The sequence below is a fragment of the Haloferax sp. S2CR25 genome (assembly GCF_031624535.1).
Lineage (GTDB): Archaea > Halobacteriota > Halobacteria > Halobacteriales > Haloferacaceae > Haloferax > Haloferax massiliensis.
Genome location: NZ_JAMQOO010000002.1, coordinates 500,634 through 525,298 on the forward strand (window position 1 = coordinate 500,634; position 24,665 = coordinate 525,298).

Annotated in this window: 25 protein-coding genes and 1 tRNA gene; 15 read left to right on the forward strand and 11 right to left on the reverse strand. The window is 67.6% G+C overall.

Annotated features, from left to right (window positions below):
- Positions 1 to 5: 5 nt before the first annotated feature.
- The 4 genes from NDI65_RS08005 to NDI65_RS08020 are packed head-to-tail and all read right to left on the reverse strand — an operon-like array spanning position 6 to position 7,670.
- On the reverse strand, positions 6 to 2,015 hold the full coding sequence (locus NDI65_RS08005) for a SpoVR family protein (RefSeq protein ID WP_089777532.1): 2,010 nt from the start codon (positions 2,013 to 2,015) through the stop codon (positions 6 to 8).
- The gene (locus NDI65_RS08010; RefSeq protein ID WP_089777533.1) at positions 2,012 to 3,331 is read right to left on the reverse strand and encodes a YeaH/YhbH family protein; all 1,320 of its coding nucleotides are present in this window, start codon (positions 3,329 to 3,331) and stop codon (positions 2,012 to 2,014) included. The genes NDI65_RS08005 and NDI65_RS08010 overlap by 4 nt, the downstream gene beginning before the upstream one ends.
- Entirely contained in the window at positions 3,322 to 5,595 is a 2,274-nt protein-coding gene (locus tag NDI65_RS08015) for a kinase anchor protein (RefSeq protein ID WP_089777534.1), read from the reverse strand. Before NDI65_RS08015 ends, NDI65_RS08010 begins: the two co-directional genes overlap by 10 nt.
- A 2-nt stretch (positions 5,596 to 5,597) precedes the next feature.
- Complete coding sequence (locus NDI65_RS08020; protein WP_089777535.1) at positions 5,598 to 7,670, reverse strand: serine protein kinase PrkA; 2,073 nt, start codon at positions 7,668 to 7,670, stop codon at positions 5,598 to 5,600.
- Positions 7,671 to 8,215: 545 nt separating this feature from the next.
- Here NDI65_RS08020 and NDI65_RS08025 point away from each other — a divergent pair.
- The 3 genes from NDI65_RS08025 to NDI65_RS08035 are packed head-to-tail and all read left to right on the forward strand — an operon-like array spanning position 8,216 to position 9,751.
- Positions 8,216 to 8,596, forward strand: coding sequence for a DUF5820 family protein (locus NDI65_RS08025; RefSeq protein ID WP_089777536.1), 381 nt, complete (start codon positions 8,216 to 8,218; stop codon positions 8,594 to 8,596).
- A gap of 24 nt (positions 8,597 to 8,620) precedes the next feature.
- Positions 8,621 to 9,070, forward strand: coding sequence for a UPF0179 family protein (locus NDI65_RS08030; protein ID WP_089777537.1), 450 nt, complete (start codon positions 8,621 to 8,623; stop codon positions 9,068 to 9,070).
- A 33-nt stretch (positions 9,071 to 9,103) separates the two neighbouring features.
- Complete coding sequence (locus NDI65_RS08035) at positions 9,104 to 9,751, forward strand: HAD family hydrolase (RefSeq protein WP_089777538.1); 648 nt, start codon at positions 9,104 to 9,106, stop codon at positions 9,749 to 9,751.
- Positions 9,752 to 9,774: 23 nt separating this feature from the next.
- On the opposite strand, the gene NDI65_RS08040 is transcribed toward NDI65_RS08035, so the two are convergent.
- Complete coding sequence (locus tag NDI65_RS08040) at positions 9,775 to 10,644, reverse strand: succinylglutamate desuccinylase/aspartoacylase family protein (protein ID WP_089777539.1); 870 nt, start codon at positions 10,642 to 10,644, stop codon at positions 9,775 to 9,777.
- Positions 10,645 to 10,763: 119 nt separating this feature from the next.
- A complete protein-coding gene (locus NDI65_RS08045; protein WP_089777540.1) occupies positions 10,764 to 11,249 on the reverse strand; it encodes a DUF309 domain-containing protein in 486 nt (161 codons plus the stop codon).
- An 88-nt stretch (positions 11,250 to 11,337) separates the two neighbouring features.
- On the opposite strand from NDI65_RS08045, the gene NDI65_RS08050 reads away from it, so the two are divergent.
- From NDI65_RS08050 to NDI65_RS08060, 3 genes are all read left to right on the forward strand, one after another.
- Positions 11,338 to 11,526 carry a hypothetical protein gene (locus NDI65_RS08050; RefSeq protein WP_089777541.1) on the forward strand — a complete coding sequence of 63 codons (189 nt, stop codon included), beginning with the start codon at positions 11,338 to 11,340 and terminating at the stop codon, positions 11,524 to 11,526.
- Positions 11,527 to 11,620: 94 nt separating this feature from the next.
- Positions 11,621 to 12,280, forward strand: coding sequence for a high-affinity nickel-transporter protein (locus NDI65_RS08055; protein WP_310893544.1), 660 nt, complete (start codon positions 11,621 to 11,623; stop codon positions 12,278 to 12,280).
- Between the two features lie 45 nt (positions 12,281 to 12,325).
- Positions 12,326 to 12,409: transfer RNA gene (locus NDI65_RS08060), tRNA-Leu, on the forward strand.
- Between the two features lie 802 nt (positions 12,410 to 13,211).
- Here NDI65_RS08060 and NDI65_RS08065 read toward each other — a convergent pair.
- Positions 13,212 to 13,481, reverse strand: a complete 270-nt coding sequence (locus tag NDI65_RS08065) for a hypothetical protein (protein ID WP_089779837.1) — start codon at positions 13,479 to 13,481, stop codon at positions 13,212 to 13,214.
- A gap of 91 nt (positions 13,482 to 13,572) precedes the next feature.
- Between NDI65_RS08065 and NDI65_RS08070 the strand changes: the two genes are divergently transcribed.
- The 3 genes from NDI65_RS08070 (at position 13,573) to NDI65_RS08080 (ending at position 16,165) form a co-directional block, all read left to right on the forward strand.
- Positions 13,573 to 14,370, forward strand: a complete 798-nt coding sequence (locus NDI65_RS08070; protein ID WP_089777543.1) for an inositol monophosphatase — start codon at positions 13,573 to 13,575, stop codon at positions 14,368 to 14,370.
- An 87-nt stretch (positions 14,371 to 14,457) separates the two neighbouring features.
- On the forward strand, positions 14,458 to 14,928 hold the full coding sequence (locus NDI65_RS08075; protein WP_089777544.1) for an Lrp/AsnC family transcriptional regulator: 471 nt from the start codon (positions 14,458 to 14,460) through the stop codon (positions 14,926 to 14,928).
- A gap of 118 nt (positions 14,929 to 15,046) precedes the next feature.
- Entirely contained in the window at positions 15,047 to 16,165 is a 1,119-nt protein-coding gene (locus tag NDI65_RS08080) for a DUF63 family protein (protein WP_193310943.1), read from the forward strand.
- Positions 16,166 to 16,404: 239 nt separating this feature from the next.
- On the opposite strand, the gene NDI65_RS08085 is transcribed toward NDI65_RS08080, so the two are convergent.
- Positions 16,405 to 18,093 carry a YcaO-like family protein gene (locus tag NDI65_RS08085; protein WP_089777546.1) on the reverse strand — a complete coding sequence of 563 codons (1,689 nt, stop codon included), beginning with the start codon at positions 18,091 to 18,093 and terminating at the stop codon, positions 16,405 to 16,407.
- A 49-nt stretch (positions 18,094 to 18,142) separates the two neighbouring features.
- Positions 18,143 to 18,970, reverse strand: a complete 828-nt coding sequence (locus NDI65_RS08090; RefSeq protein ID WP_089777547.1) for a DUF5821 family protein — start codon at positions 18,968 to 18,970, stop codon at positions 18,143 to 18,145.
- Between the two features lie 367 nt (positions 18,971 to 19,337).
- Here NDI65_RS08090 and glyA point away from each other — a divergent pair, with 367 nt between their 5' ends.
- From glyA to NDI65_RS08115, 5 genes are all read left to right on the forward strand, one after another.
- Positions 19,338 to 20,585, forward strand: coding sequence for a serine hydroxymethyltransferase (glyA, locus tag NDI65_RS08095; RefSeq protein ID WP_310893545.1), 1,248 nt, complete (start codon positions 19,338 to 19,340; stop codon positions 20,583 to 20,585).
- A 99-nt stretch (positions 20,586 to 20,684) separates the two neighbouring features.
- Positions 20,685 to 20,984: a DUF211 domain-containing protein gene (locus tag NDI65_RS08100; RefSeq protein WP_148414316.1), complete on the forward strand. Its 300-nt coding sequence runs from the start codon at positions 20,685 to 20,687 to the stop codon at positions 20,982 to 20,984.
- Complete coding sequence (locus tag NDI65_RS08105; RefSeq protein WP_310893546.1) at positions 20,984 to 21,553, forward strand: VIT1/CCC1 transporter family protein; 570 nt, start codon at positions 20,984 to 20,986, stop codon at positions 21,551 to 21,553. The genes NDI65_RS08100 and NDI65_RS08105 overlap by 1 nt, the downstream gene beginning before the upstream one ends.
- Before the next feature lie 99 nt (positions 21,554 to 21,652).
- Positions 21,653 to 22,546 (forward strand): bifunctional methylenetetrahydrofolate dehydrogenase/methenyltetrahydrofolate cyclohydrolase FolD, encoded by an 894-nt coding sequence (gene folD, locus NDI65_RS08110; RefSeq protein WP_089777549.1) that lies wholly within the window; start codon positions 21,653 to 21,655, stop codon positions 22,544 to 22,546.
- Between the two features lie 9 nt (positions 22,547 to 22,555).
- The gene (locus NDI65_RS08115) at positions 22,556 to 23,062 is read left to right on the forward strand and encodes an NUDIX hydrolase (RefSeq protein ID WP_089777550.1); all 507 of its coding nucleotides are present in this window, start codon (positions 22,556 to 22,558) and stop codon (positions 23,060 to 23,062) included.
- 37 nt (positions 23,063 to 23,099) lie between these two features.
- Here the strand turns inward: NDI65_RS08115 and NDI65_RS08120 are convergent, their stop codons facing one another.
- Positions 23,100 to 23,333 carry a flagella cluster protein gene (locus tag NDI65_RS08120; protein WP_089777551.1) on the reverse strand — a complete coding sequence of 78 codons (234 nt, stop codon included), beginning with the start codon at positions 23,331 to 23,333 and terminating at the stop codon, positions 23,100 to 23,102.
- A 59-nt stretch (positions 23,334 to 23,392) separates the two neighbouring features.
- A complete protein-coding gene (locus tag NDI65_RS08125; protein WP_089777552.1) occupies positions 23,393 to 24,103 on the reverse strand; it encodes a hypothetical protein in 711 nt (236 codons plus the stop codon).
- A 124-nt stretch (positions 24,104 to 24,227) separates the two neighbouring features.
- Here NDI65_RS08125 and NDI65_RS08130 point away from each other — a divergent pair, with 124 nt between their 5' ends.
- The gene (locus NDI65_RS08130; protein ID WP_004061251.1) at positions 24,228 to 24,374 is read left to right on the forward strand and encodes a hypothetical protein; all 147 of its coding nucleotides are present in this window, start codon (positions 24,228 to 24,230) and stop codon (positions 24,372 to 24,374) included.
- Positions 24,375 to 24,665: the final 291 nt, after the last annotated feature.

Below are 24,665 nucleotides of genomic sequence, written 5' to 3' on the forward strand. Positions count from 1 at the left end.
CCCGCTCAGAGCCAGTCATCGGGCTTCGTGTCGTAGTCGACCTCGCCGGCGGCGATGCGCGCTTCCAGTTCGGCGTCGAGGTCGTGTTCCTCGAACGACTCGCCGTCGTACCGAATCCGGATGGCCCGCTCTTCGGGCGTCGGCTCGCGCCCCCGTCGCCGGGCGACTTCGACCTCGTGTTCGTCGAACTCCTTCGTGATGGTCATCAGGTTCACCGGGCGACCCCAGAGGTGGTAGACGCGCTCTAAGACGCCCTTCGCCTGCTTCATGTCGAGGATGACGCCGTTGTACTGGTGGCCCAAGAGGAGCTCCCCGCGGTTGTCGAAGTTGCCGTCGTACACCGCGATGGTCGGCTTCCCGAAGTTGGTGAACTGGAACAGGAGCTTCTTTTTCACGTCGCGGTACTCCGACGACGAGACGCGGAACTGCTGGGACGACTGGGAGTACTCGTAGGCGAAGTAGTGATTCGCGCGGACGAACTCCTCGGAGAGGAACGCGTCGAGGAACGTCACGTCGTTGTGGCTCTCGCGAATCTCGCGCATGCGGTCCCAGCCGGCGGTCTTGTCCACGTCGGCGACGGCGTCCGCGACGCTGTCGTACACCTCGTCGTCGAACATGTACCGCGAGAGCTGTTCGAGCTCGGAGCGCCGAATCCGGCTGAGGAACCCGCGGTTCTGCGCTTTGACCAGCGAGTAGTGTCGCTCCGCGAGCCCCTCGTAGGTGAGGAGCTTCCACGGGTACGCGTCGAGGTCGAGCGACTCGTCGCCCGACAGCGCCCTGTCGAGGGTCTCGTGGTCGACTCTCGGGTCGTCGGGGCCGAGTTCGGACAGTTCGTCGAGGGAGTCGGCGCTGACGCCGTCGATAGCTGGGTGTGCCCGGAGGAGTTCCTGCACCTCGTCGAAGTCGATCGTCTCGCGGAAGTTGCGCCACGTCACCCCCTTCACGCGCAGGAGCTTGTCGGCGACCGCCGCGCGGTTCGTCGAGTTCTCGATGTACTCCCACAGCTCCTTGCCGAGCTTGTAGGGGTTGAGCCCGGGCGACCCGAGGACGCGCGATTGGTGGTCGGCGTAGGTGATGAACTCGTCCGTGCCCGCGAAGCGCTCGTCGCCCATCATGAGCGACTCCCAGTAGGCCGCCCAGCCCTCGTTCATCACCTTCGTCATCTTCTGGGCGGCGAAGTAGTACGCCTCCTCGCGGAGCATGTCGAGGACGTCCTTCTGCCACGGCTCCATCTCCTCCGCCTTGCCCGTCTCCTCGTCGTACCGCATGCCGTGTTCGCGGACGTACGCGAGCACGTCCTTCCGGGGGTCGGTGAGCTTCGCGGCCTCGCGTTCGGCCTCTTCGACCCCTTCGAGCCACGCGTCGTCGAAGACCTCGCGGCGCACGTCGTCGGAGATGTCGAGGCTGTCCAGTTGGGCGCGGATGTCTCCGGGGATGCGGCCGTCCTCGTCGGCGGCGGCCTCGCGGATGGTCCGGTGCTGGTCGATGGTGTCTTCCAGACAGAGGACGGCGTCGATGAACTTCTCCACGTCGTCCCGGCTGATTTCGGGGTTTTCCACGTACCGCTCGATGGTCTGGGCGTGGCGTTCGAGCATCGCGGCCGCGGCGAACTGCCCCTCGTCCGAGAACAGCCCGAACCACTGGTTGTTCTTGAAGAAGTCCGAGTGCGCCTCGACGTGGGTGATGACGGCCTTCTGGTCGGCCAGCGAGTTCGACTCCTGCAGGAAGGCGTTCGCGGGGTCGTCGTTGTTGACGATTTCGAACGCCTTGCCCATGCCGAACTGGTCGGTCTTGCGCTGGCGGTCGTAGGTCATCCCCCACCGCCAGTGCGGGTAGCGCTCTTGGAACCCGCCGTAGGCGATGAGCTGGTTCATCTCGTCGTAGTTGACCACCCAGTAGTTCACCGGGTAGGGGTCGAGTCCGAGCTTCTTGGCGAGCGCGCCGGCCTCCCGGACGGGCTCGTCGAGTCTGGCGGCCTCGCGCTGTGCGTCTCTGCGGTGTCGTCTGAAACTCATTCTGCTGTCGCCTCCGTGCTGAGGATGGTGTAGATGGCGTCGATGACGTCGTCGGGCTCCGAGACGTACGCGACCACGACGTTGCCCTGCTCGCCGAGGCTCCGTTCGACCTCCTCGGCGTGCGTGGCGTTGATGGCGGTCCCGCCGGGCTGGGTCTCCACGTAGGCGTGGAGGTTCGCGTCTATCTCCTGCATGAGCGGGACGACACGCTCTTTCGTGTCGTTCGAGGAGTTCTCGGAGTCGCCCGCGGCGAAGACGTAGCGGTTCCACTCGCGCCACGGGTAGCGCTCGTCGAGCACTTCCTTCGCCAGCTCGTAGGCCGACGAGATGCGCGTCCCGCCGCCCGAGCGGATGCCGAAGAACTCGTCGCGTTCGACCTCCCACGCCTCGGCGTCGTGGGCGATGTAGACGAACTCGGCGTGGTCGTACTTGCCCGTGAGGTACCAGTCGAGCGGAGTGAAGGTGCGCTCGACGAGTTCGCGCTTCGTCTCCCGCATCGACCCCGACACGTCGCGGATGTTGACGACCACGACGTTCGACTGCTTCTTCTCGATGACCTCGGGGTGGCGGTAGCGCTCGTCCTCGCGGCGGAACGGAATCTCGCGGAGCCCCTCGCGGCGGATGCGCTGGGTGGCCGTCGTCCGCTCGACGTTCTCCTCCATCTCTTCGAAGGAGGCCCACGCCCCGCGCTCGTCGTCCGGGATGCGACCCCACTCGTCTTCGATCCACGCCATCGAGACGAGGATGTTCTGCTCGCGGCACCACTCGAACACCTCGCGGGCGGTGGTGCCCTCGACTTTCATCGCCTCGCGGACGAACTCCTCGTCGAAGTCCATCGCCAGCTTGCGCTTCAGCCCCTCCTTGAACAGGCGCTCGAAGTCGAGGGTGCTGTGGGGGCCGCTCCGGGTGATGTCGGTGAAGTCGCCTTCGACCTCTTCTACGACCTCCTTGCCCTTCGGTTCGAGTTCGAGGCCGAGTTCCTCGTCCAGCGCCTCGGCGAACTGCTCGGGGTCCATCTCGTAGTACTCGTGTTCGGCCCCCTCCTCGCCGGGTTCGCCGTCTTCGCCGTCGCCGTCGCCGGGTTGCGGCTGGCCGAGCGGCTGGCCCACGTCGGGCGTGCCGCCCTTCCCCTGCCCGACGCCGCCCATGTCGAGGCGGTCGTATTTGAACTCCGGCAGGTCCACGACCTTGATTGGAATCTTGATGTCTTTCGAGCCGGACGCGCCGAGGTCGCCGTAGGAGATGAACTCCTTGAGGTCTTCGCGGCGCTCTTCGCCCACTTCGCGGAATCGTTCGAGGTCGTCTCTCAGTCCCATGTGTGGCTCACCTCCTTCATCACGGCGCGGCTGGTCAGTTCGGCCGACGCGGCGGTGTAGCCGCGGTCGACCAGTTCGTCGATGGTGCGGGCTTTCACCCGCGCCGTCTCGGTGTTCGCCGGCGGGTCGTCCCACTGGCGGGGGTCGAGGTCGGAGAACAGCCGGCGCACGTCCTCCCAGTCGTGGGTTTCGAGCACCGTCCGGATGACCGGAATCTCGGTGAGGTCCACGTCGGAGACGGTGAATCCCTCGTCGCGGTTCTCCCACGCGTAGCGGTTGAGCGCGGTGATGACCTTCTCGTTGCGGAACTCCTCGACCGACTCGGAGGGCTCGTTGCCCTCGTAGTCGTCCGGCGAGAAGCGCCCGAGGTGCTCGGTCTCGAACAGCTTCATCAGAAGCGGGTCGGGGTCGACCGGCCCTCGCTCGGTCTCTATCTGCCCCTCGGACGCCCACGCGTAGACGTGTTCGACGTACTCCTCGACCGTCTCGCGCTCGACGCCCTTGTCGGCGAGGAGCGCGTCGAGCACGTCGGCCTCCTGTCGGTCGAAGATGTACTCTTTGACCATCGCGATGCGGCCCTCGTACTCCGAGGACTCCGCCCGCGAGAACACCGGCGCATCGGAGAGTTCGGCGACCATCTCGTCGAGCACGTCGGTCGGCATCACCACCGACGACACGTCGAGGTCTGGATGCCTGCGGTCGACGCGGTCGTGCAGCAGGTCGGCGATGACGTCGCGGGTGAACGTCACGGGAATCCCGTGGGTCCCCTCGGCGTCGCCGACGAACTCGAACGCCGACACCTCGCGGCGCTGGTCGCCGACTTGCAGGTAGCCGCGGTCGAACAACAACGCCTTGTCCACGAGGTCGAACTCCATGTCCGGGTCGCGCGGCACGTCGTCGCCGTCGAGACGGGTCACGACGCTGTAGAGCGCCGCGGCCTCGACCGTGTGCGGGGCGAGTTCGCGGGTTCGGACCTCGCCCGGCCCCTCGCGGACGTCCAATGCGACGGCTTCGGCGACTCGGTCGGCCATCGCCTCGGGGTCGTCGGTCCAGACGCTCGTCTCGTTCGTCAGCTCGCGGCGGATGAGTTCGGCCTCCAGCGAGAGGTTCGTCAGGTAGCGGAACTCGTGTTTGTTGAGCCGGCGCTTGAGCGCCTTCAGCGGGTCGCGGCCGTTCCTGTCCGCGTACTTGTCGAGTTCGGCGTCGAGGTCCGGGTTCGAGATGATGACGAGCTGGGTGTCGATGTCCATCCCGATTCCCTTGTCCAGTTTGACGTGGCCCTCGTCGGGAACGTTCAGGAGTTTCTGGAGCAGGTCGGCGTGCTGGGTGGCGTCCTCGACGATGGTGAGGAGTCCGTTGCCCTGCGAGAGCACGCCGTCGTAGCTGAACGCCTGCGGGTTCTTCCGGCCCCGGGAGTTCAGTTCGCGGAGCATGCTCGGCATCCACGACCCGACCAGTCGCTCCTTGGGCGAGCCGTCGTCCTCCGAGTGGAGGACCCCGACGCCGCGGCCGACGTCGACGACGTAGTTCTTCACCCGGAGGTGTTTCGGGTCGGTGACGGCGCTGAACAGGTCTTGCTTGCCCGCTCTGCGGAACTCCTCTTCGAGGTAGGTGTACGCCTCCAGACAGAACGGGTCGAGGTCCTCGTCCACGTCGACGGGGATGTGGTCGCCGTTCCTGCTGTTGAGGTCGGACAGCAGTCGCTTGCGCACGTCGGCGGGGAACACCGAAAGCGGGTGCGACTGGACCGGGCTCTCGTACCAGTCCTCGTCGGCTGCGTCGACCTCGCCGCCGTAGGACAGCCCGCGGGTGTCGTCGGCGTTGGCGACGTTCCACTCGACGGTGTAGCGCCGCCCCGCGTCGGTCTTCGAGTACTCCCGGAGGCCGTTGATGAGACAGCGTTTCAACTCGGATTTCCCCGTGGCCGTCGGGCCGTCGAACCAGATTATCTTCTCGGCTTTGCCGCGGTCGGCGGCGATGGTCCGCAGGTCGTCGACGAAGGCGTTGAGCACCTCCGTGTTGCCGAGGACCGCGTGCTCGCCGTCGTTGGCGGGGTCGTCGAAAAAGCGGTAGCGCTCTTTCTCTTCGCCCTGTTCGACCACCTGTCTGGTCCCCATCGACTCGATGGCTTCCAAGAGGTACTTCGACGCGTGGGAGGCGATAGACGGCGACTCGAACGCGGCGTCGACGTACTCGCCGAGGCTCATCGGCTCCTCGTAGGTGCCGCGGAGCGCCTCGTCCGCCTCGCGGATGTAGTCTCGCATGGTCACCCTTCGAGCTCGGTCTTCGCCACCTCCGCACCGGCGAACTCAAGCACCTCCCGTGCGCCGTCGCGCGAGTAGCCCTGGTCGACGAGCGCGTCGATCCACGCGTTGCGCTCGTCGTCGTCCAGTTCGTTCGCGCTCACGAGCGCCGAGAAGTTGATGTTGTGCTTCTTGTCCTCCCAGAGCTTGCGTTCGAGGGCGCGGCGGAGGCGGTCGTTGTCCTGCGGGTTGAACGACGTTCCCTCGCGGGCGCGCCGGGAGACCCAGTTGGAGACCTCCTGTCGGAAGTCGTCCTTGCGGTCCTCGGGGATGTTGAGTTTCTCCTCGACGGCGCGGAGGAACTTCTCGTCGGGGTCCTGGTCGCGCCCCGTCAGTTCGTCTTCGACCGTCGCGTCGTCGATGTAGGCCATGACGTGGTCCATGTACTTCTCGCCCTGCCGGCGAATCTCGTCGATGTCGTAGGCGAGGGCGTGGCGCACGTCCTCGATGGCGCGCTCTTTGTACTCCTCGCGGACCATTTCGAGGTAGCGGTGGTAGCGTTCGAGGTTCTCCTCGGGAATCGACCCGTGGTTTTCGAGGTTCTCTTCGAGGTGGGTGAACGAGGACAGCGGCGAGAGGTAGCCCCGGCCGCGGTGGGTCGCGTCCATGATGGCCTCGGCGATTTCGTCGCCGATGAACCGGGCGGAAACGCCGTCCATCCCCTCTGCGATGTCGGCTTTCTTCTCGCCTTCCTCGCGGAGTTTGCGCACGTCGACGTCGTCGCCGTCGTCCAACTCGCCGTTGTAGGCCTTCGCCTTCTGAACGAGCGAGATGGTGTCGGAGTCGGGTTCGACGATGCGGGTGAGGACGCCGAACAGCCCGGACATCTCCAGGGTGTGGGGCTCGACGTGGATGTCTGGCACGTCGGCGTTCCGGAGCATTTTCCGGTAGATTTCGGCCTCCTGTTCGTATTCGAGGACGTACGGGAAGTCGATGCGCTTGGTCCGGTCGTTGAACGCCTCCATCTTCTCGTCGCCCTTCTTCTCGCGGTATTCGGGCATGTTCGTCCGCCCGACGATGACCTGGTCGATGTCGATTCGGGGGTTGTTCTTCGGCTTGATGGTCTGTTCCTGCGAGGCGTGCAGGAAGTCGTAGAGGAACTCCCGCTGGAGCTTCAGCAGTTCCTCGCCGGAGAAGATGCCGCGGTTCGCGTTACAGAACGCGCCGGCGTAGTCGAACGCCCGCGGGTCGGACTCGCCGTACACCGCGAGCTTCGAGTAGTTGACGTCGCCGGTGAGTTCGGTCTCGTCTTGGTTCTTCTTGTCCTTCGGCTCGAACGTCTCGATGCACTGGCGTTTGTTCTCGGAGGCGACGAGCCGGATGATTTCGATGTGGTTCTCGACGACCTCCTCTAGGTCGTCGTCGTAGTGGGCGAGCAGTCGGTCCATGTAGAACTCCGAGGCGGGGTCCAACGCCTGGTCGTTCCGGATGGTGTAGGGCGCGTCGAGGTTCTCGTTCAACTGCTCGATGACCACGTCGCGCTGTTCCTGCGGGAGCAACACGAGCGGGTCCTGATTCATCGGCGACTGGACCACGTCGTCGGACGGGTCCTGGTCGCGGATGACGTCGCCGAGGTTCGTCCACCGGAAGGTGTACATCCGCCCCTCGTCGGACATGGTGTAGTCCTCGAAGTAGCGGCGGGAAATCCAGTCGAAGTGCGACTTCCCGGAGCCGACGGGACCCAAGAGGAGTTTGATGCGCTTTTCGGGGCCGAGGCCGCGGGCCCCCGATTTCACCTTGTTGACGAACTCGTGAATCGACTCGTGGACTTCGCGGCCGTAGAAGACGTTCTCTCCGTCGTGAAGGGGGTCTTCCGAGGCCATGAGGTACTCCACGACGCCCGCGTCCTCGTCGTAACGGGTGCCGTAGAAGTCGAACATGTCCGCCACGCGCTGGTGGGCGTTGCGAGCGATCTTTGGGTGGGCGTAGACCTCTTCCAAGTACCACTCGAAGCTCTTCGCCTCGCGGAGGTCCGCGGGCACGGAGTCTTTGTAGTGCTTGCTCAGGTCTGCGAGTGTTTCAATTTCGCCGGTCATTGTTCGTGGAGCCTCGTCGGACCAGCCGTCCGGAGACGACCGAGGGCGACGCGCCCGCGTTCGCGGGTCGCAGACGACACACCGCGAGCCACGGACCCGCGGCGACAGACCGCGGGGGGTGAATCGAAGTGCGCCGCCGCCGCTACACGCTCACGACGGGTCGGCGACGGGCGACAGAATCGGCGATTTGCGGACGATGCGTGACGGCTCGCTCGGCCCGGGGACCGAGACTACCAATCAATGAGAGACGTTAACATATAACGCTTTCTGTGAAAGTAGTCAACTGATTGTCTCGAACGCCGACCAATCCAGATACGTACCACCTCGGGTGACCCTCCGACTGGCCAACGTATGTCGATTTAATCGGCGATTCAGTCGGTTGGCGGTCCCGTTAATCGGGTCGGTTGGGATTCATGTCGTCTGCGACGGGTCGCTTTCGAGGGGGAAACCACCCCGGTCGAGGCGGCGTCGCGGCGAGCGCGAGCGCGACCAGCGGGCGCGGCGGAAGCGGGAAGGCTTAGGACGCGCGGCGGACTAGCACGCCCATGACCGACCTGCCCGACGGGTGGACCCTCTGGAACGACGAACCCGAGGGGCGGCGCATCCTCGCGTATCGCCCGGACGTGTTCAACGAGAGCGCCTTCCCCGCCGAGTGCATGCCGACCGTCTTCGTGTGGAACGGGTCGCGGGCGAACCGTCCGGGCGCGACGCAGATACGCACCGATACGTGGCACGCCGTGCTCTCTCTCGAACCCGAAATCGAGGTCGTCGTCGAGGCGTTCGACTCCCGCGAGGCGGCCGTCGAGGGCGCGGCCGACATCGCCGGGCGGTTTTCCGACGGCGAGATAGACTACCGGAGCGCCTACCAAGTCCCCCGCGAGGAGTACTTCGAGAAGCTCGACGAACTGACCGGGCGGGAGCCTTAACCGCCTCGCAGGAGAATCCCCGCTATGACCTCCGTCACTCTCGTCGGTGCCCGCCTGACCGACCCCGGCACCGAGTTCGTCTACCACGGTGAATCGAGCGCCTGCGAGGGGTGTCCGTATCGCCGCCAGTGTCTCAATCTCACCGAGGGCGTCCGCTACCGCGTCCTCGGCGTGCGCGAGAACACGCAGGTCCTCGACTGCGCCGTTCACGACGAGGGCGTCCGCGCCGTCGAGGTCGAACCGGCCCCGGTCACGGCGAACGTCCCCTCGAAGGGGGCGTACGCCGGGAGCAAGGCCAGCCTGCAGGGTCCCTGCCCGCACACCGAGTGCCCGAGCCACGAGTACTGCGTCCCCGAGGGCGCGGAGTTCGACCAAGAGTACCGCATCCGCGACGTGGTCGGCGACCCGCCGCACGACCACTGCCACCTCGACCGGAACCTGACGCTCGTCGAGTTCGAACCCGCCGACGAGTAGGGGTTTTTGTGCCCTCCGGCCGCCGGCCCTGATATGACGACCGCCGTCTTCTTCGACCTCGACCTGACGCTCCTCCGCTACACCGCCGACTTCGAGACCATCTTCGACCGGGCGGTCCCGGACGCTCCGGACGGTGCCTACGACCGGTATCTCTCGGTCTTCTTCGACGCGTTCGAGGACCTCGCCGTGGACCCCTACGCGGTCGGCTTCGAGGCGATCACCGACGAGTTCGACATCGGCGACGACCCGGAGGCGCTCGTGGCGCGCTACGCGGAGGCCGAACTCGCCGCCACGACGGTCCCCGCGTCGGCCCGCGAGGCGCTCGTCCGCGTCGCCGACCGCCGACCGACGGGGATTCTCACGAACGGCGCGCCGGCGGTCCAGCGGGCGAAACTCGAACGCCACGGCCTCGCGGGCGTCGTCGACGCCGTCGTCGTCTCGAACGACCCCGCGGTCGCCTCGCGGAAGCCCGACTCGGGCATCTTCGAGGCCGCGGAGACCGCCCTGCCGGCCGACGGCTACGTCTACGTCGGCGACACCTACGACGAGGACGTTGTCGGGGCGCGAGACGCCGGGTGGGAGGCACACCACGTCGGCGACGACGGCCCCGACGACGACCCCGCAGCGGTCGAATCGGTCGCCGACGCGGCCGCTCGAATCCTCGGTGAAGACGACGCGTAGCGCGGGAGAAGCGAGAGAACCGACTACGGGAGCGTGCCGACCTTCTCGCCGGCGTAGCCGAAGATGTCCGCGTAGCCGTACGCCGAAAGGAGAATGGGGTAGAAGTCGCGGTCGGCGACGAACTGCTCGGCGTCGGCGCGGGCGAACGTCTCGCCGGCGGCGACGGGTTCGAAGTTGGTCGCGTGGACCTCGTACTGGTCCGCCGGCGGCTTGGGAAGCCGTTCGAGCAGGCGGAACACGTCGAGGCTGCCCTCCTCGGGGATGCCGAGTTTCAGGCGGTCGTCTTCGGTCTGCGACTCCGACTCCTCGTCGGGCCCGCCGCTCTCGTGACCGCCGTCGCTCGCGACGGCCGGCGCGGGGAGGACGTTCGTCGCGGTGAGGAACGCGCGGATGAGCCAGTATGCGTTGTCGGCGGCCTCGGCGGATTTCTGGAGGCCGGCTTCGACCTCGATAGTGTGGGCGTGTTCGATGAGGCGACCCTCCGCGAAGTGGTTCGTCTCGACGGCCACGTCGACCGGGAGCCGGGGGAGAATCGACCGAGAGATGGCGTCGACGGCGTCCACGATGGCGAAGGGTTCGGCGTACGACTGGGTGGAGTGAAGCGAGAAGGCCGTGGTGCCGCGGACCTCGCGGCCGAGGTCGTGGGCGAGGCGTCGCTCGTGGCTCTCGGCGTTGGGGTCGCCGGGGAACGCCCGGTTGAGGTCCTCGTCGAGATAGCGCGCGTCCGCCGCCAGCGCCTCCTCGTTTGCGACGATGAGCTTCACCGGCCGCTCGACGTCGGGGTCCTCCGCGACGAACCGCTCGATGGCGCGAGCACCACAGGGCTCGTCGCCGTGGATGGACCCGACGACAGACACTTCGGGCGTGCCGTCACCGAGTTCGTAGATTCGCATTGCCGGTTCCTAGAACCGGACGCTAATGGACCTTTAGATTCTCCCGGTTCGAGCCGCTTTCCCGGACGCGCCCGCCGAGGCGGGCGGGGCGGGACCGCCGCGAGAGCGCCCTGACGCGGTCAGTGGTCGAGTCCCTCGACGTACTCGTAGTCGGCGGGGTACGCGGTCGCGCAGTGTCCGTCGAGTTCAATTTGCCAGCCGTGGAGCGCCGTCGGGTCGTCCAGCGCCGCCCGGAGGGTCTCGCGCACGTCGTCCACGTCGACGCCGTAGAAGTCGCCCGGGACGCCGCGGATGTACTCCAGCGCCGTCTCGAACAGCGACCGCATCCCCGCGTCGTTCTCGAAGTCGAAGTGCTTGTACGCGCCGGCGGCGACCTGCACCATCCCGTGGAGGAAGGCGCTTTCCGCGGTCCCCGCGCCGTAGTTGTACCACTCGTCTTCGAAGCAGTCGTGGCTCTCGTGGAAGTCGCCGGCGTTGAACAGTCGGACGCCGTGTTCGACCGCCCGCCGGAGCGTCGCGTGCTCCCACGCCCGCAGTTCGTCGTTCCACCCCGACGGGTTGCCGAGCGGCGGGGCGACGCTCGGGTCGCGGGTGTGTTCGTCCATGTGAGTCAGGGCGACCGGGAGACCGGTAACTCCATCGGTGGGGTAATCGGTCGCGTTGTTTTTCGTGCTGGCGCGGCAACGGTCGGACGTGACGGACGCGATAGAATGCACCTACTGCGGGAGCGACGTTCGGCGTCACGACCCCGTCTTCGTGGAGGAACTCGAAGCCGGCGAGCGCGTGCCGGCGGGCGCGTTCTGCAACTACGCGTGCCTCTCGTCGCACATCGACGCGGCGGGACTCACGACCGGCGCGTCCTGCGAGTGGCGGCCGGAGTAGGAACCGGACTCGCTCGCTCCGGACGACCGGACCGAGAGCTGTGGTCGTCGCAGCGACCCCTGACCTATTTATCCCGATTCGTCCTTTCGAGCGTATGGCACTCGCATCTGCGCTCGTGGCCGGCGGGGTCGTCGGCGTTCGGCACGCGCTGGAAGCCGACCATCTCGCCGCCGTCGCGACGATGGTCGAAGACGACGACCGACCGAGCATCGTCGGCGCGTCGTGGGGCGTCGGCCACTCGATTCCGATCGCCGTCGTCGGTCTCGCCTTCGTCGCGCTCGGCGTCCGCCTACCCGAATCGGTGACGCACTTCTTCGAAGTCGTCGTCGGCGCGGTTCTCGTCGTCCTCGGCGCGCGGATGCTCCTCCGAGCCGCCGGCGTCTCGGTGCCGACGCTCCGCGACCACGACCACGACAGCGGCGTCCACCGGCATCTCTCGCTCGGGAACGTCGCGTTCGGGACGAAACACACGCACGTCCACGACGAGTCGTTCGGGGTCGGCGTCCTCCACGGCTTCGCCGGCAGCGGCGCGCTGGTCATCGCGATGGTCTCGACCGCGCCCGCGGTGGGCCAGGCGCTCGCGTTCCTCGCGGCGTTCAGCCTCCTCACCATCGCCACGATGGCGACCGTCTCGTTCCTCTGGGGCCGCTCGATGGCGGTCGGCGGGACGCGCGTCCTCCGCGCCGCGGCCGGCGTCGTGGGCGTCGCAGTCGGCGGTCTCCTCGTCGCAGAGCAGTTCGGCGGTCTCGTCTGACGTTTCGCAACGTTTTAGCGGTCCCCCTATCGTACTTGAGTACGCGCGAGGGTAGCTAAGTCAGGAAAAAGCGGCGGACTCAAGATCCGCTCCCGTAGGGGTCCGTGGGTTCAAATCCCTCCCCTCGCACTTGTCCCGAGAAACGACGCGACGAGTGGCGAGTGCGTCCCGAGGGAGCCGAGTCAGAGCGCGTACGCGACGCGGTTCGACCCGCTCTCGGGCGGGAACGCGGACGCCGACGCAGTCGGCCGTCAACGTATAAACCCGCTCGCTCGACCGGCGACGCGTCTCCATCGAGCCTCGGCGGTTCTCCGGTCACGCAGCCACCGAAGCGCCGCTGTCCGCATCCCGAACAATTCATCATGAACAGACCGGGTTTCCGGTGAAAACCACCGGAAGCGGCCTATCCGAGGACGACATTGACCGACGAGCGCGTCTGACCGTTCCGCCGGACGGACAGTCAGGGTCCCCAGACTCTCCGAGAAATATCAGAAACGTTCATTATGGTTTCGGACCTACTGTAGTGTTGCCGGAAGCGCAAGGACGCACCGGATGACCAAACCGAATCTGTCGGGCGACGTGAAAGGCGTCGACGACGGTACGCATCGCAAGACGCGGAGGAATGGAATCGACACGAACACCGAGTCTTTCGTAACAGGAAGACGAGGTCAAAGTGCCGAAGAGGAACCGAATCAGCCCCGTAACCGCTCTGCGAGCGAGTGGCAGGAAGACCAAGTACCGGACCACGAGGAATCGGAGTTCGGGAACTCGGCGCAAGCCGAAACGGTCGTGAGGGCTGTGGAAAACGTCTTCCGTCCGGGTTCTAATTGCGGATTCTGGCTTTTCTGATATCCGCCCGCCGAGCGGACAGTCCGCCTCACGGTGCGTGCGGTTCACGACTTGTCGAGTCAGCGGCGCGTCGGCGACGACGTCACGGCCGGACCAACCGGCTCATCAGTCGGAGATACTCCGAGGCGACGAGCGGTTCGGCGGCCGCGGTTCGCTCGACGGCCGCCACGCCGTGTCGCAGTTTCTCCTTGAGCGGACTCGGCGGTACCTTGTGGCCGAGCACGCGCGACGCCGCCTCGACGTGTTCCAGCGCGACCTCGGCGTCGCCGGCTCTGACCGCCGCTCTGGCGTCGTCGAACGACGCCGCGAGCGATTCGCGGACCCGAGCCGGGAGGTCGATAGCGTCTGACACGTCACGAAGTAAACCGTCCATCGACATAAGCCACCGGGCCGCGCCGCCGCCGGGTCGGTGGATATAGGCACCTGCCGGTCCTGCCACGTTCATGAACGAACTCGACGCCCGGGCGGACCGGGCACAGCGCGCGGCCCGCGACGGCGGCGCGGTCGCGCGGCGCGCCTTCAGAACCGGCGTCGCCGTCGAGACGAAAAGCGGGAAGACGGACGTGGTCACGCAGGCCGACAGGGACGCCCAGCGCCGCGTCGTCGACCGAATCCGCGGGGCGTTCCCCGACGACCCCATCGTCGGCGAGGAAGCGGACGAACTCAAATCGGTTCCCGAGTCGGGACCGGCGTGGGTCGTCGACCCCATCGACGGGACGAACAACTTCGTGCGCAACGTGCCGATCTGGGCGACCGCGGTCGCCGCCGTCCGCGACGGGGAACCGCTCGCGGCGGCTAACTACCTGCCCGCGCTCGGCGACTGCTACGCGGCCGACGACGAGACGGCCTACCGAAACGGCGAGGAAATCTCGGTGAGCCAGCGCGACGACCCCGAGACGTGTACGGTCTGTCCGACATTCTGGTGGGACTACGACGACCGCGACGAGTACGCCGCCGCGGCCCGGGCCATCGTCACGCGCTTCGGCGACCTGCGTCGCTACGGGAGCATGCAGGTCGTGCTCTCGTACGTCGCCGACGGCTCGCTCGACGGCGTCATCACGAACAAGCGGGCGAACCCGTGGGACTCGGTCGCCGGCGTACACCTCATACGGACGGCTGGAGGGACGGTCACAGACCTCGACGGCAACGAGTGGCGACACGACTCGGAGGGCCTCGTCGCCTCGAACGGCCGCGTCCACGACGTCGTGCTGGAGGCGGCACGCGAAATCGACGGGCGGTAGACGGACGAAAGCCAGACGGCGCTCGTCGCCGACGCGAGCGAGTCCCCATCCGCAAGTGCGAAGTCACCCCCCATCAGAAGGGATAGCATGGACCTCGACGCGACGGACCGGGCGATTCTCCGGATTCTGATGGAGGACGCGCGGACCCCGTTCAGCGAAATCGCCCGCAGAATCGACATGTCGAGCGCGACGGTTCACGACCGGGTCGGTCGGATGGAAGACGCCGGCGTCATCGAGGGCTACCACGCCCACGTCGACCCGCGGGAGGTCGGACTGGGCACCTCCGCGCTGGTCGGCTTCCGGGTGAAGCAGGGCCGCGAGAAGGAGGCGCTCCAGCAGCTCCGCGACATCGAGGGCGTCCAAGAGATCAACCTCACCACCGGCGAGTGGGACGTGATGCTCCGGGTGTACGCCGAGGACACCGACGCCCTGCGCGAACTCATGTTCGACCACATCGCCGAACTCGACGGCTTCTCGCGGTCCCAGACGATGGTCATCCTCGGAACCGAGTACGACGACCCGGTGTTGCCGATTCGCGAACCGGACGACAGGGACTGACCCCCGCCCGTCGCGGAACTGAGTCGCCGCGCCGAGACCTGCGCGAAGCGTGCGAGAGACCGGAACCCTCAACAGGCCCGCCGTCGGGGTATCGGCTATGGCAACGGTAGCAGAGCGAATGGGTCTCGACCCCGAGCGCCTCTGGGGGCTCGGCGTCGCGGCCATCCTCGTCGCCCTCGTCGGCGGGTCGCTCGCGTTCCCTCGCGTCGTCTACGACGGCTTCATCTGGCACTACTTCTGGGGCCCCGTCCAAGCCGACGCGAACTCGGCCGTCTGCGCGGTTCGGGCGAACGGCGTCACGCAGTACCTCGACACGGCGTCGGCCTGCGCCGCCGCGGCCGAACCCGTCGCGTACCCCGGCTACACGCTCGTCTCCGAGGTCGGGTACATGGTCACGCTCGTCATCGCCCTCTCGGGCGTCGTGTTCCTCCTCCGCCGCCTCGACATCGGCGAGAGCCCCCGGTTCTTCTACGCCCTCTTCCCGTTCATGCTGTTCGGCGGCGCGTTCCGCGTGGTCGAGGACGCCAACGACGCCCCCGGCGTCGCCGACGCCCTCATCACCTACCCGCTGAACACGCTCGTCATCAGCCCGGTCATCTACGTGACCGTCTTCGCAATCACGCTCGTCGCCGTCGTCGGGAGCGTCCTCGCCGAGCGTCGGGGCCTCGTCGACGACTACGTGAAACCCCTGTTCGGGGCCGGTCTCGCCGTGCTCGCGGTCACGCTCGGCTACCTCCTGTGGGCCGGCCTCACCGGCGCGCAGGGCGCGACGTTCTACCCGCAGGTGCTCGTCGTCATCCTCGTCGGCGCGACGCTCGCCGCCGCCGCGACGTGGTGGCTCGTCGAGCGCTTCGCACCGGAGATTAACGAAGGAACCGGCTACATCGGCCTCGTCGTCATCTGGGGCCACGCCATCGACGGCGTGGCGAACGTCGTCGGCCTCAACTGGATGGTCGCACTCGGCGCGGGCAACAACCTCGTCCCGAAGCACCCGGTGAACCAGGCGGTCGTCGACTTCACCGCCTCCACGCTCCCCGAGTCGGTGCTGGCCGTCACGGGCGACGCGTGGCCGTTCCTGCTCGTCAAGCTCGTGGCCGCGACGGCCGTCGTCTGGGTGTTCGACGAGCAGATATTCGAGGACAGCCCGCGCTACGCGATTCTGCTTCTCATCGCCGTCCTCGCGGTCGGTCTCGGACCGGGGAGCCGCGACATGCTCCGCGCGACGTTCGGCGTCTAATCGGCCCGCCGTCGCCTCCTCTCCGGCCGCTCGTTCCCGCTCTCCGACCCCCTCGTACCCCTACCCGGCGAAGCTTCAAGTACCGAGCCGCGGCCACCGCCGCTATTCTGTGACGCACGTCGCACGGCGGCTCGCGGGTGTCCGGCACACCGCCGCGCGGACTCGATTCGGCCCGCCTGCCGCGCGGCCGCCCGTGCCGGCTGTCAGCCACGAACCCCACGAGACGCGCGACTCGCCGGCTACGGGAACGGGTGGAACTCGCGGTCCAGCCGCGGTTCGAAACCGAGGTCCCGCGGTACCGACTCGGCGCGGTCGGCGAAGTACGGCTCGCCGATAAACAGCGGCTGGGCCTCCGGAACGACCGTGCGAACCGCCTCGAAGCCGAGGCGGTCCACGTCGCGCGGGGTGGTCCGCGCCGCGTAAGCGTCGAGGCCGGCGTCGGCGACCGCCGAGACGACGGCGTCGAGTTCGGCCGCGCCCTCGGGAATCTCATCGGGACCGACCGAGTCTGCGGGGATGGTCGCGTCCGGCGAGACGAACGTCCGTGCGGGCTTCGGGAAGTCGGCGTAAGTCGCAATCGCGCCGCCCTGCGTCGCGGCCTGCTCCGGTCCCATGGCGCGCAGTTCGGTCCAGTTCTGAAGCGCCTCGGCCAGCGCGGAGCGAGCGGCGCGGTTCGCGTCGAGGTCCGCGCCGGAACCCATCGCGAACTTCGGCCACTCGGTCTCGCGGTGGACGGCCACCGCCACGACCGGCACGTCCACGTCCTGCGTCACGAGGAGCGCGGTTACCTCCAAGGACTCCGAGCGGGCGCGGGCCGCCAGCGTCTCGAACGTCTCGTCTGTCACGTCCAGCCCGAGCGGGTCGAACGTCGAGTACCACGCGAGCATCGTCGCGTCGCGCTCGACGACCTCGTACAGCCCCGAGAGAATCGCCTCGGTCCCGGAGTTGCCGAGACCGAGACCGGTCGTAATCGACGGCTTGTGTCGCTCCGCCGGCGGGGGATAGTGGACGAACTCCGCCGGGAGCGAAACGGTCGCCCCGGTAGCGAGGTCCTCGCCTTCGACCCACTGAATCGGCTCGTCGGGGTCGGGGTCGCGGAACGAGTCGGGTCTGACGAAGCGACTCGGCGGCACCGCGGCCGGCCGAGACGCCGCGGGAGCGACGGCGAACTCGCTGGTGCGGTAGACGCCCGCCGAGTAGCGTTCCAGCGCCTCGCCGAGCGCCTTCATGTAGGCCTCGTCCCAGCCGGCGGCCGCGCCACCGGCGAGTTCGGCCGCCCGAGCGTCGGCGTACACCGTCGTGTCCGCCGTCTGTGCGACGTAGTACGGAAGCGGGAACGACTCGCGCTCGCCGACCTGCGTGACGATGCCGACGCGGTCGTCGACGGCCGATTCTGCCCGCGCGAGCGCGTCGTCTAACTCGACGGCGCGGAAGTCGCGGTCGAGGGTCCGGTCACGTTCCGTCGGCGACGGCGCGGGGAGAAACGACCGCTCAGGGCCGGGGACTTCGACGACGGTCCCGGCCACGTCGTCGCCCGAGAGGAGTGCGATGCCGCGTCGCCCTGCCACCGCGCCGGCGAGTCGGACGGCCGCGCGGTCGCCGCCGGGGCGGCCGTCCGACTCCGTGGTGGACGCGACCCGCGCCCGGAGGTCAGCGAAGTCGGCGCTTTCGGGGTCGAACGCCGAGACGGCCGCGTCGAGGTCGGCCACGGGGTGACCGCCGACACCACCGATTTCGACCGCGAGCCACCGCGAAGCGGTTTCGTCGGCCGCGTCGAAGGCGTCGCTGCCGACCGCATCGACGACGAAGCCGAGGTCGAACGAGTCGAGCGAGTCGGGGGCCGTCTCCGTGACCGTCGCGTCGATATCGGCGCACGCCGCGCGAATCGACTCGGCGGCGGGGCCGCTCCCGACGAGTCCGATGTCCATGCGCGCGACGAGGAGAGGTGGAGGGAAAAAGCGAGGGGGTCGCGGTCGGTTACGCGTCGAGCAGTTTCTGGGCCTCGTCGGCCAGTTCGTCCGCGCTGGCGGCAACGAGTTCGTCCGCGCCGAGCTTCAGGCGGAGCCGCGGGCGGCCGACGTCGATTGGGACCTTCTCGGTGTCGATGAGGCCGAGTTCTTCGAGCTTCGTCTTCGTCCGGGAGAACGTCGCCTTGCTGGCGATACCCACGTCCTCGCCCCACTTCGAGATGTCGTAGAGGAGGACCTCGTTGCGGGCGGCGACGAGAAGCGAGATGGTAACCTCGTCGAGGCCGTCGCCGTCGCCGCGGGCCGACGGGAGCGAGGCGAGCACGGCGTCGAAGTCCGCGAGGGTCTCCTCGCCGATGTCCTCGCCGAGCGTCTCGCGGACGCGAGCGAGCGGCGGCGTCCGGAGTTTGAACTCGGGGGCGTTCTCCCAGTGGGCCTGGTGGGCCTCGAACGCCGTCTCGACGAACGCCTCGTCGTCGGTGACGAGACCGGCGACCTTGCCCCCGGCGGCGACGAGCGCGACGACCGAGTTCGGCGTGACGAACAGCGTGTTCTCGACTTCGTCCGCGGCGGTCCGCAGCGAGAGCGCGCCGTCGGCGACGAGGTTCGCGGCGTTCGAGGCGACGATGAAGTCGTCGAGCACGTCTTTCAGGATGCCCTCGTCGGCGACGAGACGGATTTCCGGCAGGTCGTCGTCGACGTCGGTCGCCACGGCGACGAGCCCCTCGATGACTTCGGCGGTCGGGTTCGCAACTAACACCTCGTCTTCCGACGAGGAGAGGACGGACTGGATGATGTCTTCTACCCCCTCAGCGAGTAGATTAGAACGAATAGCCATAGGTTGAATATCGCCAGTAATATATTTAATATTAACGCAAGACGACCGGCAGAACGTATTCGAAATCGAGTTGTACCAACGCTGTATCGAGCGAATTGAGAAGCACGTTTCAGAAATTTTACTCCAGCGCGTAACTGGGAAAATCGGATTCGAACCGGACGACTCAGCCGGGAGAAGGTCGTCTCCCGCGAGGGCCGTTCCGAGCGGTCCACTCGGCTCGGAGACACGACGGAGTGAATCGGGCATCGCGCGTTCGTGTATCTGTTCACGGTAGCACGCCACAGAATATACACGGGTGTGCAACACAACACCGGCAGGCGTAGCCAAATGGGACACATTTATGCCGTAATTGCCCCGGATACTACGTATGGACTACAGCCACGTCCGCGACGTCGACCCCGCCGTGGCAGACGCCCTCGACGGCGAGGTCGAACGCCAGCGCGACACGCTCGCGATGATCGCCTCGGAGAACCACGTCAGCGAAGCGGTCCTCGAAGCGCAGGGGAGCGCGCTGACGAACAAGTACGCCGAGGGCTATCCCGGCAAGCGCTACTACGCTGGCTGTGAGTACGCCGACGACGTGGAGAACCTCGCCATCGAGCGCGCGAAGGAGCTGTGGGGCGCAGAGCACGTCAACGTCCAGCCGCACTCCGGTACGCAGGCCAACATGGGCGTCTACCTCGCCATGCTCGAACCCGGCGACAAGATTCTCTCGCTGGACCTGACCCACGGCGGCCACCTGAGCCACGGCCACCCGGCGAACTTCACGGGCAAGCTCTACGACGTCGAGCAGTACGAAGTCGACGCCGAAAGCGGCTACATCGACTACGACCAGCTCGCGGAGAAGGCCGCGGAGTTCGAGCCGGACATCATCGTCTCCGGCTACTCCGCGTACCCGCGGGCCGTCGAGTGGGAGACGATTCAGGAGGTCGCCGACGACGTGGACGCGCTCCACCTCGCCGACATCGCCCACATCACGGGCCTCGTCGCCGCCGGCGTCCACCCCTCGCCGGTCGGCGTCGCCGACTTCGTCACCGGCTCGACCCACAAGACCATCCGCGCCGGCCGCGGCGGCATCATCATGTGCGACGAGGAGTACGCCTCCGACATCGACAGCGCGGTCTTCCCCGGCGGTCAGGGCGGCCCCCTCATGCACAACATCGCCGGCAAGGCGGTCGGCTTCAAAGAGGCGCTCGAACCCGCGTTCGAGGAGTACGCCCAGCAGGTCGTCGATAACGCGAAGGTCCTCGCGGAGACGTTCGAAGACCACGGCCTCAGCGTCGTCTCCGGCGGCACCGACACGCACCTCGTGCTCGTCGACCTCCGCGACTCCCATCCCGACCTCACCGGCGGCACCGCCGAGGAGGCGCTCGAATCGACGGGTATCGTCCTCAACGCGAACACCGTCCCCGGCGAGACGCGCTCGGCGTTCAACCCCAGCGGCATCCGCGCCGGCACGCCCGCGCTCACCACCCGCGGCTTCGGCGAAGACGAGATCCGCGAAGTCGGCGAACTCATCGTGAAGGTCGTCGACGCTCCCGAGGACGACGACGTGCTCGCGGAAGTCTCCGAGCGCGTGCAGGAACTCTGCGACGCCAACCCGCTGTACGAGTAAGCGACGCCCGCCGGCGACCGCCGCGGTCCGGCGCGTTCGGTTTTTCAAACCCCTCTCCCGAGTAACACTATTAGCCGCGCCGCCGTATCGCCGACCGACATGGCTCCGATTCGTCGGCTCGTTCTCGACGTGTTGAAACCGCACAGTCCCTCGACGGTGGAGTTCGCCCGCGAGGTCGCCGACGCGGCCGGCGTCGCCGGCGTGAACGCGACGCTCCTCGAAACCGACCGCGAGGTGCAGAACCTCAGACTCGTCGTGGAGGGCGAGGCGGTCGACGCCGACGAGGTCGAACGTCGCGTCCGCGACCTCGGCGGGACGGTCCACTCGGTCGACGAAGTCGTCGCCGGCGAGGAACTCGTGGCGTACCGGGACCAGCCGCAGGACCCGTCGCCGTCGTGATGTCGGCTCGCCTCGCCGCGCTCCTGCGCGACGACCGCGTCCGCGCCATCTCCCGGCGGTACTTCGTCTCGAACGGCTTCGACGGGGCGCTGACCTGCATCGGCCTCGTCATCGGCGCGTACCTCACCGGCGTCACCGACGGGGTGACGGTCGTGGAAATCGGCGTCGGCGCGGCGGTGGGGCTGACCACCTCCGGCGTCTGGAGCGTCTGGGAGATAGAGCGCGCCGAGAAGCGGGCCGAACTCGGCCGCATCGAGGACGCCATGCTGACCGACCTCGGCGGGACGGCGGTCGAACGCGACAAGGTCGCGGCGCGGGGAATCAACGCGGTCGCCAGCGGGCTCGGCCCGCTCGTCGGCATCGTCGTCCCGCTCCTCCCGTTTCTCGCGGTCGGCACGCTGCTGTCGATGACGTGGGCGACGCTCGCCTCGGTCGCCCTCGGGACGGGCATCCTCTTTTCGTTCGGCGCGTACATGGGGTCGATATCGGACCAGCGGTGGTACGTCGCCGGCCTGCGGATGGCGCTGGCGGGCGTCGCGGTGGCCGCCGTGAACCTGCTGTTCGGCTGAGAGACGATAGCCACATACGTGCATATTTCTGCTATCTCAAGCCCTAGAATACGCACGAATCCGAATCTTTGAAATGGTCGGGGCGCGCTGTCTGAGACAATGACGACCATCATCGACGGCAACGCCGTCGCCGAGGAGATTCGAGACGGGCTGGCCGACGCCATCGACGCGCTCGACGAGGCCGGCGTGAAGCCGGGTCTCGCGACCGTCCTGATGAGCGACGACCCCGCCAGCGAGACGTACGTCTCGATGAAACAGCGCGACTGCGAGGAGGTCGGCATCGAGGCGTTCGACTACGAACTCGACCCCGAGACGCCCGCCGAGGAGCTGTACTCGCTCGTCGACGACCTCAACGACGACGACGAGGTCCACGGTATCCTCGTCCAGATGCCCGTGCCCGACCACGTCGACGACCGGACGGTCCTCCGCCGCATCGACCCCGCCAAGGACGTCGACGGCTTCCACCCCGAGAACGTGGGCCGCCTCGTCGCCGGCGACGCCCGCTTCAAGCCCTGTACGCCCCACGGCGTCCAGAAGCTCCTCGCCGCCGCCGACGTGGAGACCGAGGGCGCTGACGTGGTCGTCGTCGGTCGCTCGGACATCGTCGGCAAGCCGATGGCGAACCTGCTCATCCAGAAGGCCGAGGGCGGCAACGCCACGGTCACGGTCTGCCACTCGCGCACGGACGACCTCGCCGCGAAGACCCGCGAGGCCGACATCGTCGTCGCCGCCGCGGGCGTCCCCGAACTGGTCACCGGCGACATGCTCTCGGAGGGCGTCGTCGTCATCGACGTGGGCGTCAACCGCGTCGACGCGGACAACGAGAAGGGCTACGAACTCGTCGGCGACGTGGAGTTCGACTCCGCGAAGGAGAAGGCCAGCGCCATCACGCCCGTCCCCGGCGGCGTCGGCCCGATGACCCGCGCGATGCTCCTCTGGAACACCGTGAAGGCCGCCGCCGAGGCCGAGGGCGTCGACGTCGACCTCCCCTGAGTCCGGGTCGTGAGCGACTCGTCAGACGCCGACATCGACGGCGAGTGGACGTGCGACCCCGACGGCGTCATCCGGCGTCGAAATCGCCGCGACCTCGACGCCGAGGCGTTCGCCCGCGCCGTCGAGCGCATCGAGGGCGGCCTCGACTGGGGCGTCGGCGCGCTCTGCGAGCGCGACGGCGCGGTGCTTCTCGTCCGGCAGGACGGCCAGTGGGTTCTCCCCGGCGGTGAGGTCGAAGTCGGCGAGTCGAGACGCGAGGCGCTGGTCCGCGAGGTCGCCGAGGAGACCGGCCTCGCCGCCGACGTGGGCGCGCTTCGGGTCGTCACCGAACAGTCGGTTCACCACGGCGACGACGCCGCGAGCTTTCGGTTCGCGATTTACGAGGCGACCGTCGCGGGCGACCTCACCGACGACCCCGGACTCGAAGGCGAGGCCATCGCCGACGTGTCGTGGTTCGAGACGCTCCCCGCGGACACGCTCGACCGCGGGCTGATTCGGTTCCTCCGCGGGCGCTGACCGGCCGCGCGTCCGACTGCGCTTTTTCTTACTCTCTTCACTCGTGGGTCGCCACGAGCAGTCGGTCGCCGTCCCGTCGGACGCAAAAGCGGGTACCGGCGTCCACGTCGAAGCTGTGGGCCTCGCGGCCGGAGATGAGCAGTTGCGAGAAGCCGTCGCCGCAGGCCGGACAGGCCACGTCGTCGCGGTTCTCGACGAGCATCGTGTCGCCGTCGTCGCGGAGCAGTTTCACCCGGTGGCGCACCTCGTGGACGTCGAAGCCGGCAGTCATCGTCGGCGAAGGGTCGCCGCGGGGCAAAAACGTTCGGTGAGCGCGGCGGTCGGGCGGCCTCAGAACAGCGACGCCAGCGTGTCTCGGGCCGACGCGAGCGCGTCGGGGTCGTCGTCGACGAGCGCGGCGTGAAGCTCGCGGGCGGCCTCGACGAGCGCCTCGGACTCCGACAGCGAGACGGCTCCGTCGAGCGCTTCGACGCGCTTGCGGTGGTTCGAGAGGGTTTCGAGCGTGGTCCTTCCCTCGGGGTTCGGGTTGTCGTCGAGCCACGTCGAGAGGTCGCGGCAGTAGGCGTCGATGGCCTCGGCGTAGGCGAGGCCGCGGGCGTCGGCCATCGAGTCGGGGACCGCGTCCGACGCGAGGCGTTCGCCCTCGTCGGCGCGTTGGAGCAGGGAGATGACGTAGAGCTGTTCGTCGTCGGTGGGTCGGTTCGACCGGGCGACCACGTCGACCGCGTGGAGGAGTTCGTGGGCCGCCAGCGGGGTGTCGCCGAGGGGGAGCAGTTCGCCCCCGCGGATGTAGCCCGTCTGCCGGACGTAGTCGCGGAGGTCGGACTTCAGCGCCGGCGCGGCGTCCCGAATCGACCCGTCGCCGACGGCGGCGCGGTGCGCCGAGAGGTCCAGTTCGGCCTGCATGGCGGTGTGGCGCTCCCTGTCGCCGACGCCGACGCTCCGGAGGCTCCCGCACTGCGGGCACGACACGCTTCCCGTCTCGTAGTACGACCATCGGTGGTCGCACTCCTTGCACTCGCGCTCGCCGCGTATCTCCATGCGGTGCGGTTCGTCCCGACGGCGCAAAAGCACGGCGACCCGGAGGGCAGGCCCCACACCGAAACGAGCGGTGCCCCCGAAGCGACCGCCGGGCTACATACGTCCGGGGACCCACCATCGACGCATGCGAAGCGAATCCGAGGTCCGAGAGCAGTACGAGTTCCTGAAGGACGAACTCGACTCCGAGGAGATGCGACACGAGGGCGTCAGAAAACTCATGACGCACTACAAGCGGGCGCTCGGCTGGGTGCTGGAGGAGGAACACATGTGACTTCCCAAACGGAACCGCCGGTCCGGTCGCTTCGCTCACGCCTTCCACGGAGTTCGCGAATTTGGGAATTCGGCGCGCACGTGCCACTCAGATAGACAGTTAGCCGCGTTGTCAACGTTTGGCACGCGTCGTTATCTTTAAGTGAAATCGAACAGTAGCCGTAAGTGACGCTTCGCTTTGGAGGGCCGAAGCGTCAGCGGGGACCAATTCAGGGCGGCATGCCGTGCCGGAGATTTCCGGCACGGCTTGCTTTCCTTCTGTGCGAAACTACGACCCGAGACCGAGAGGTCC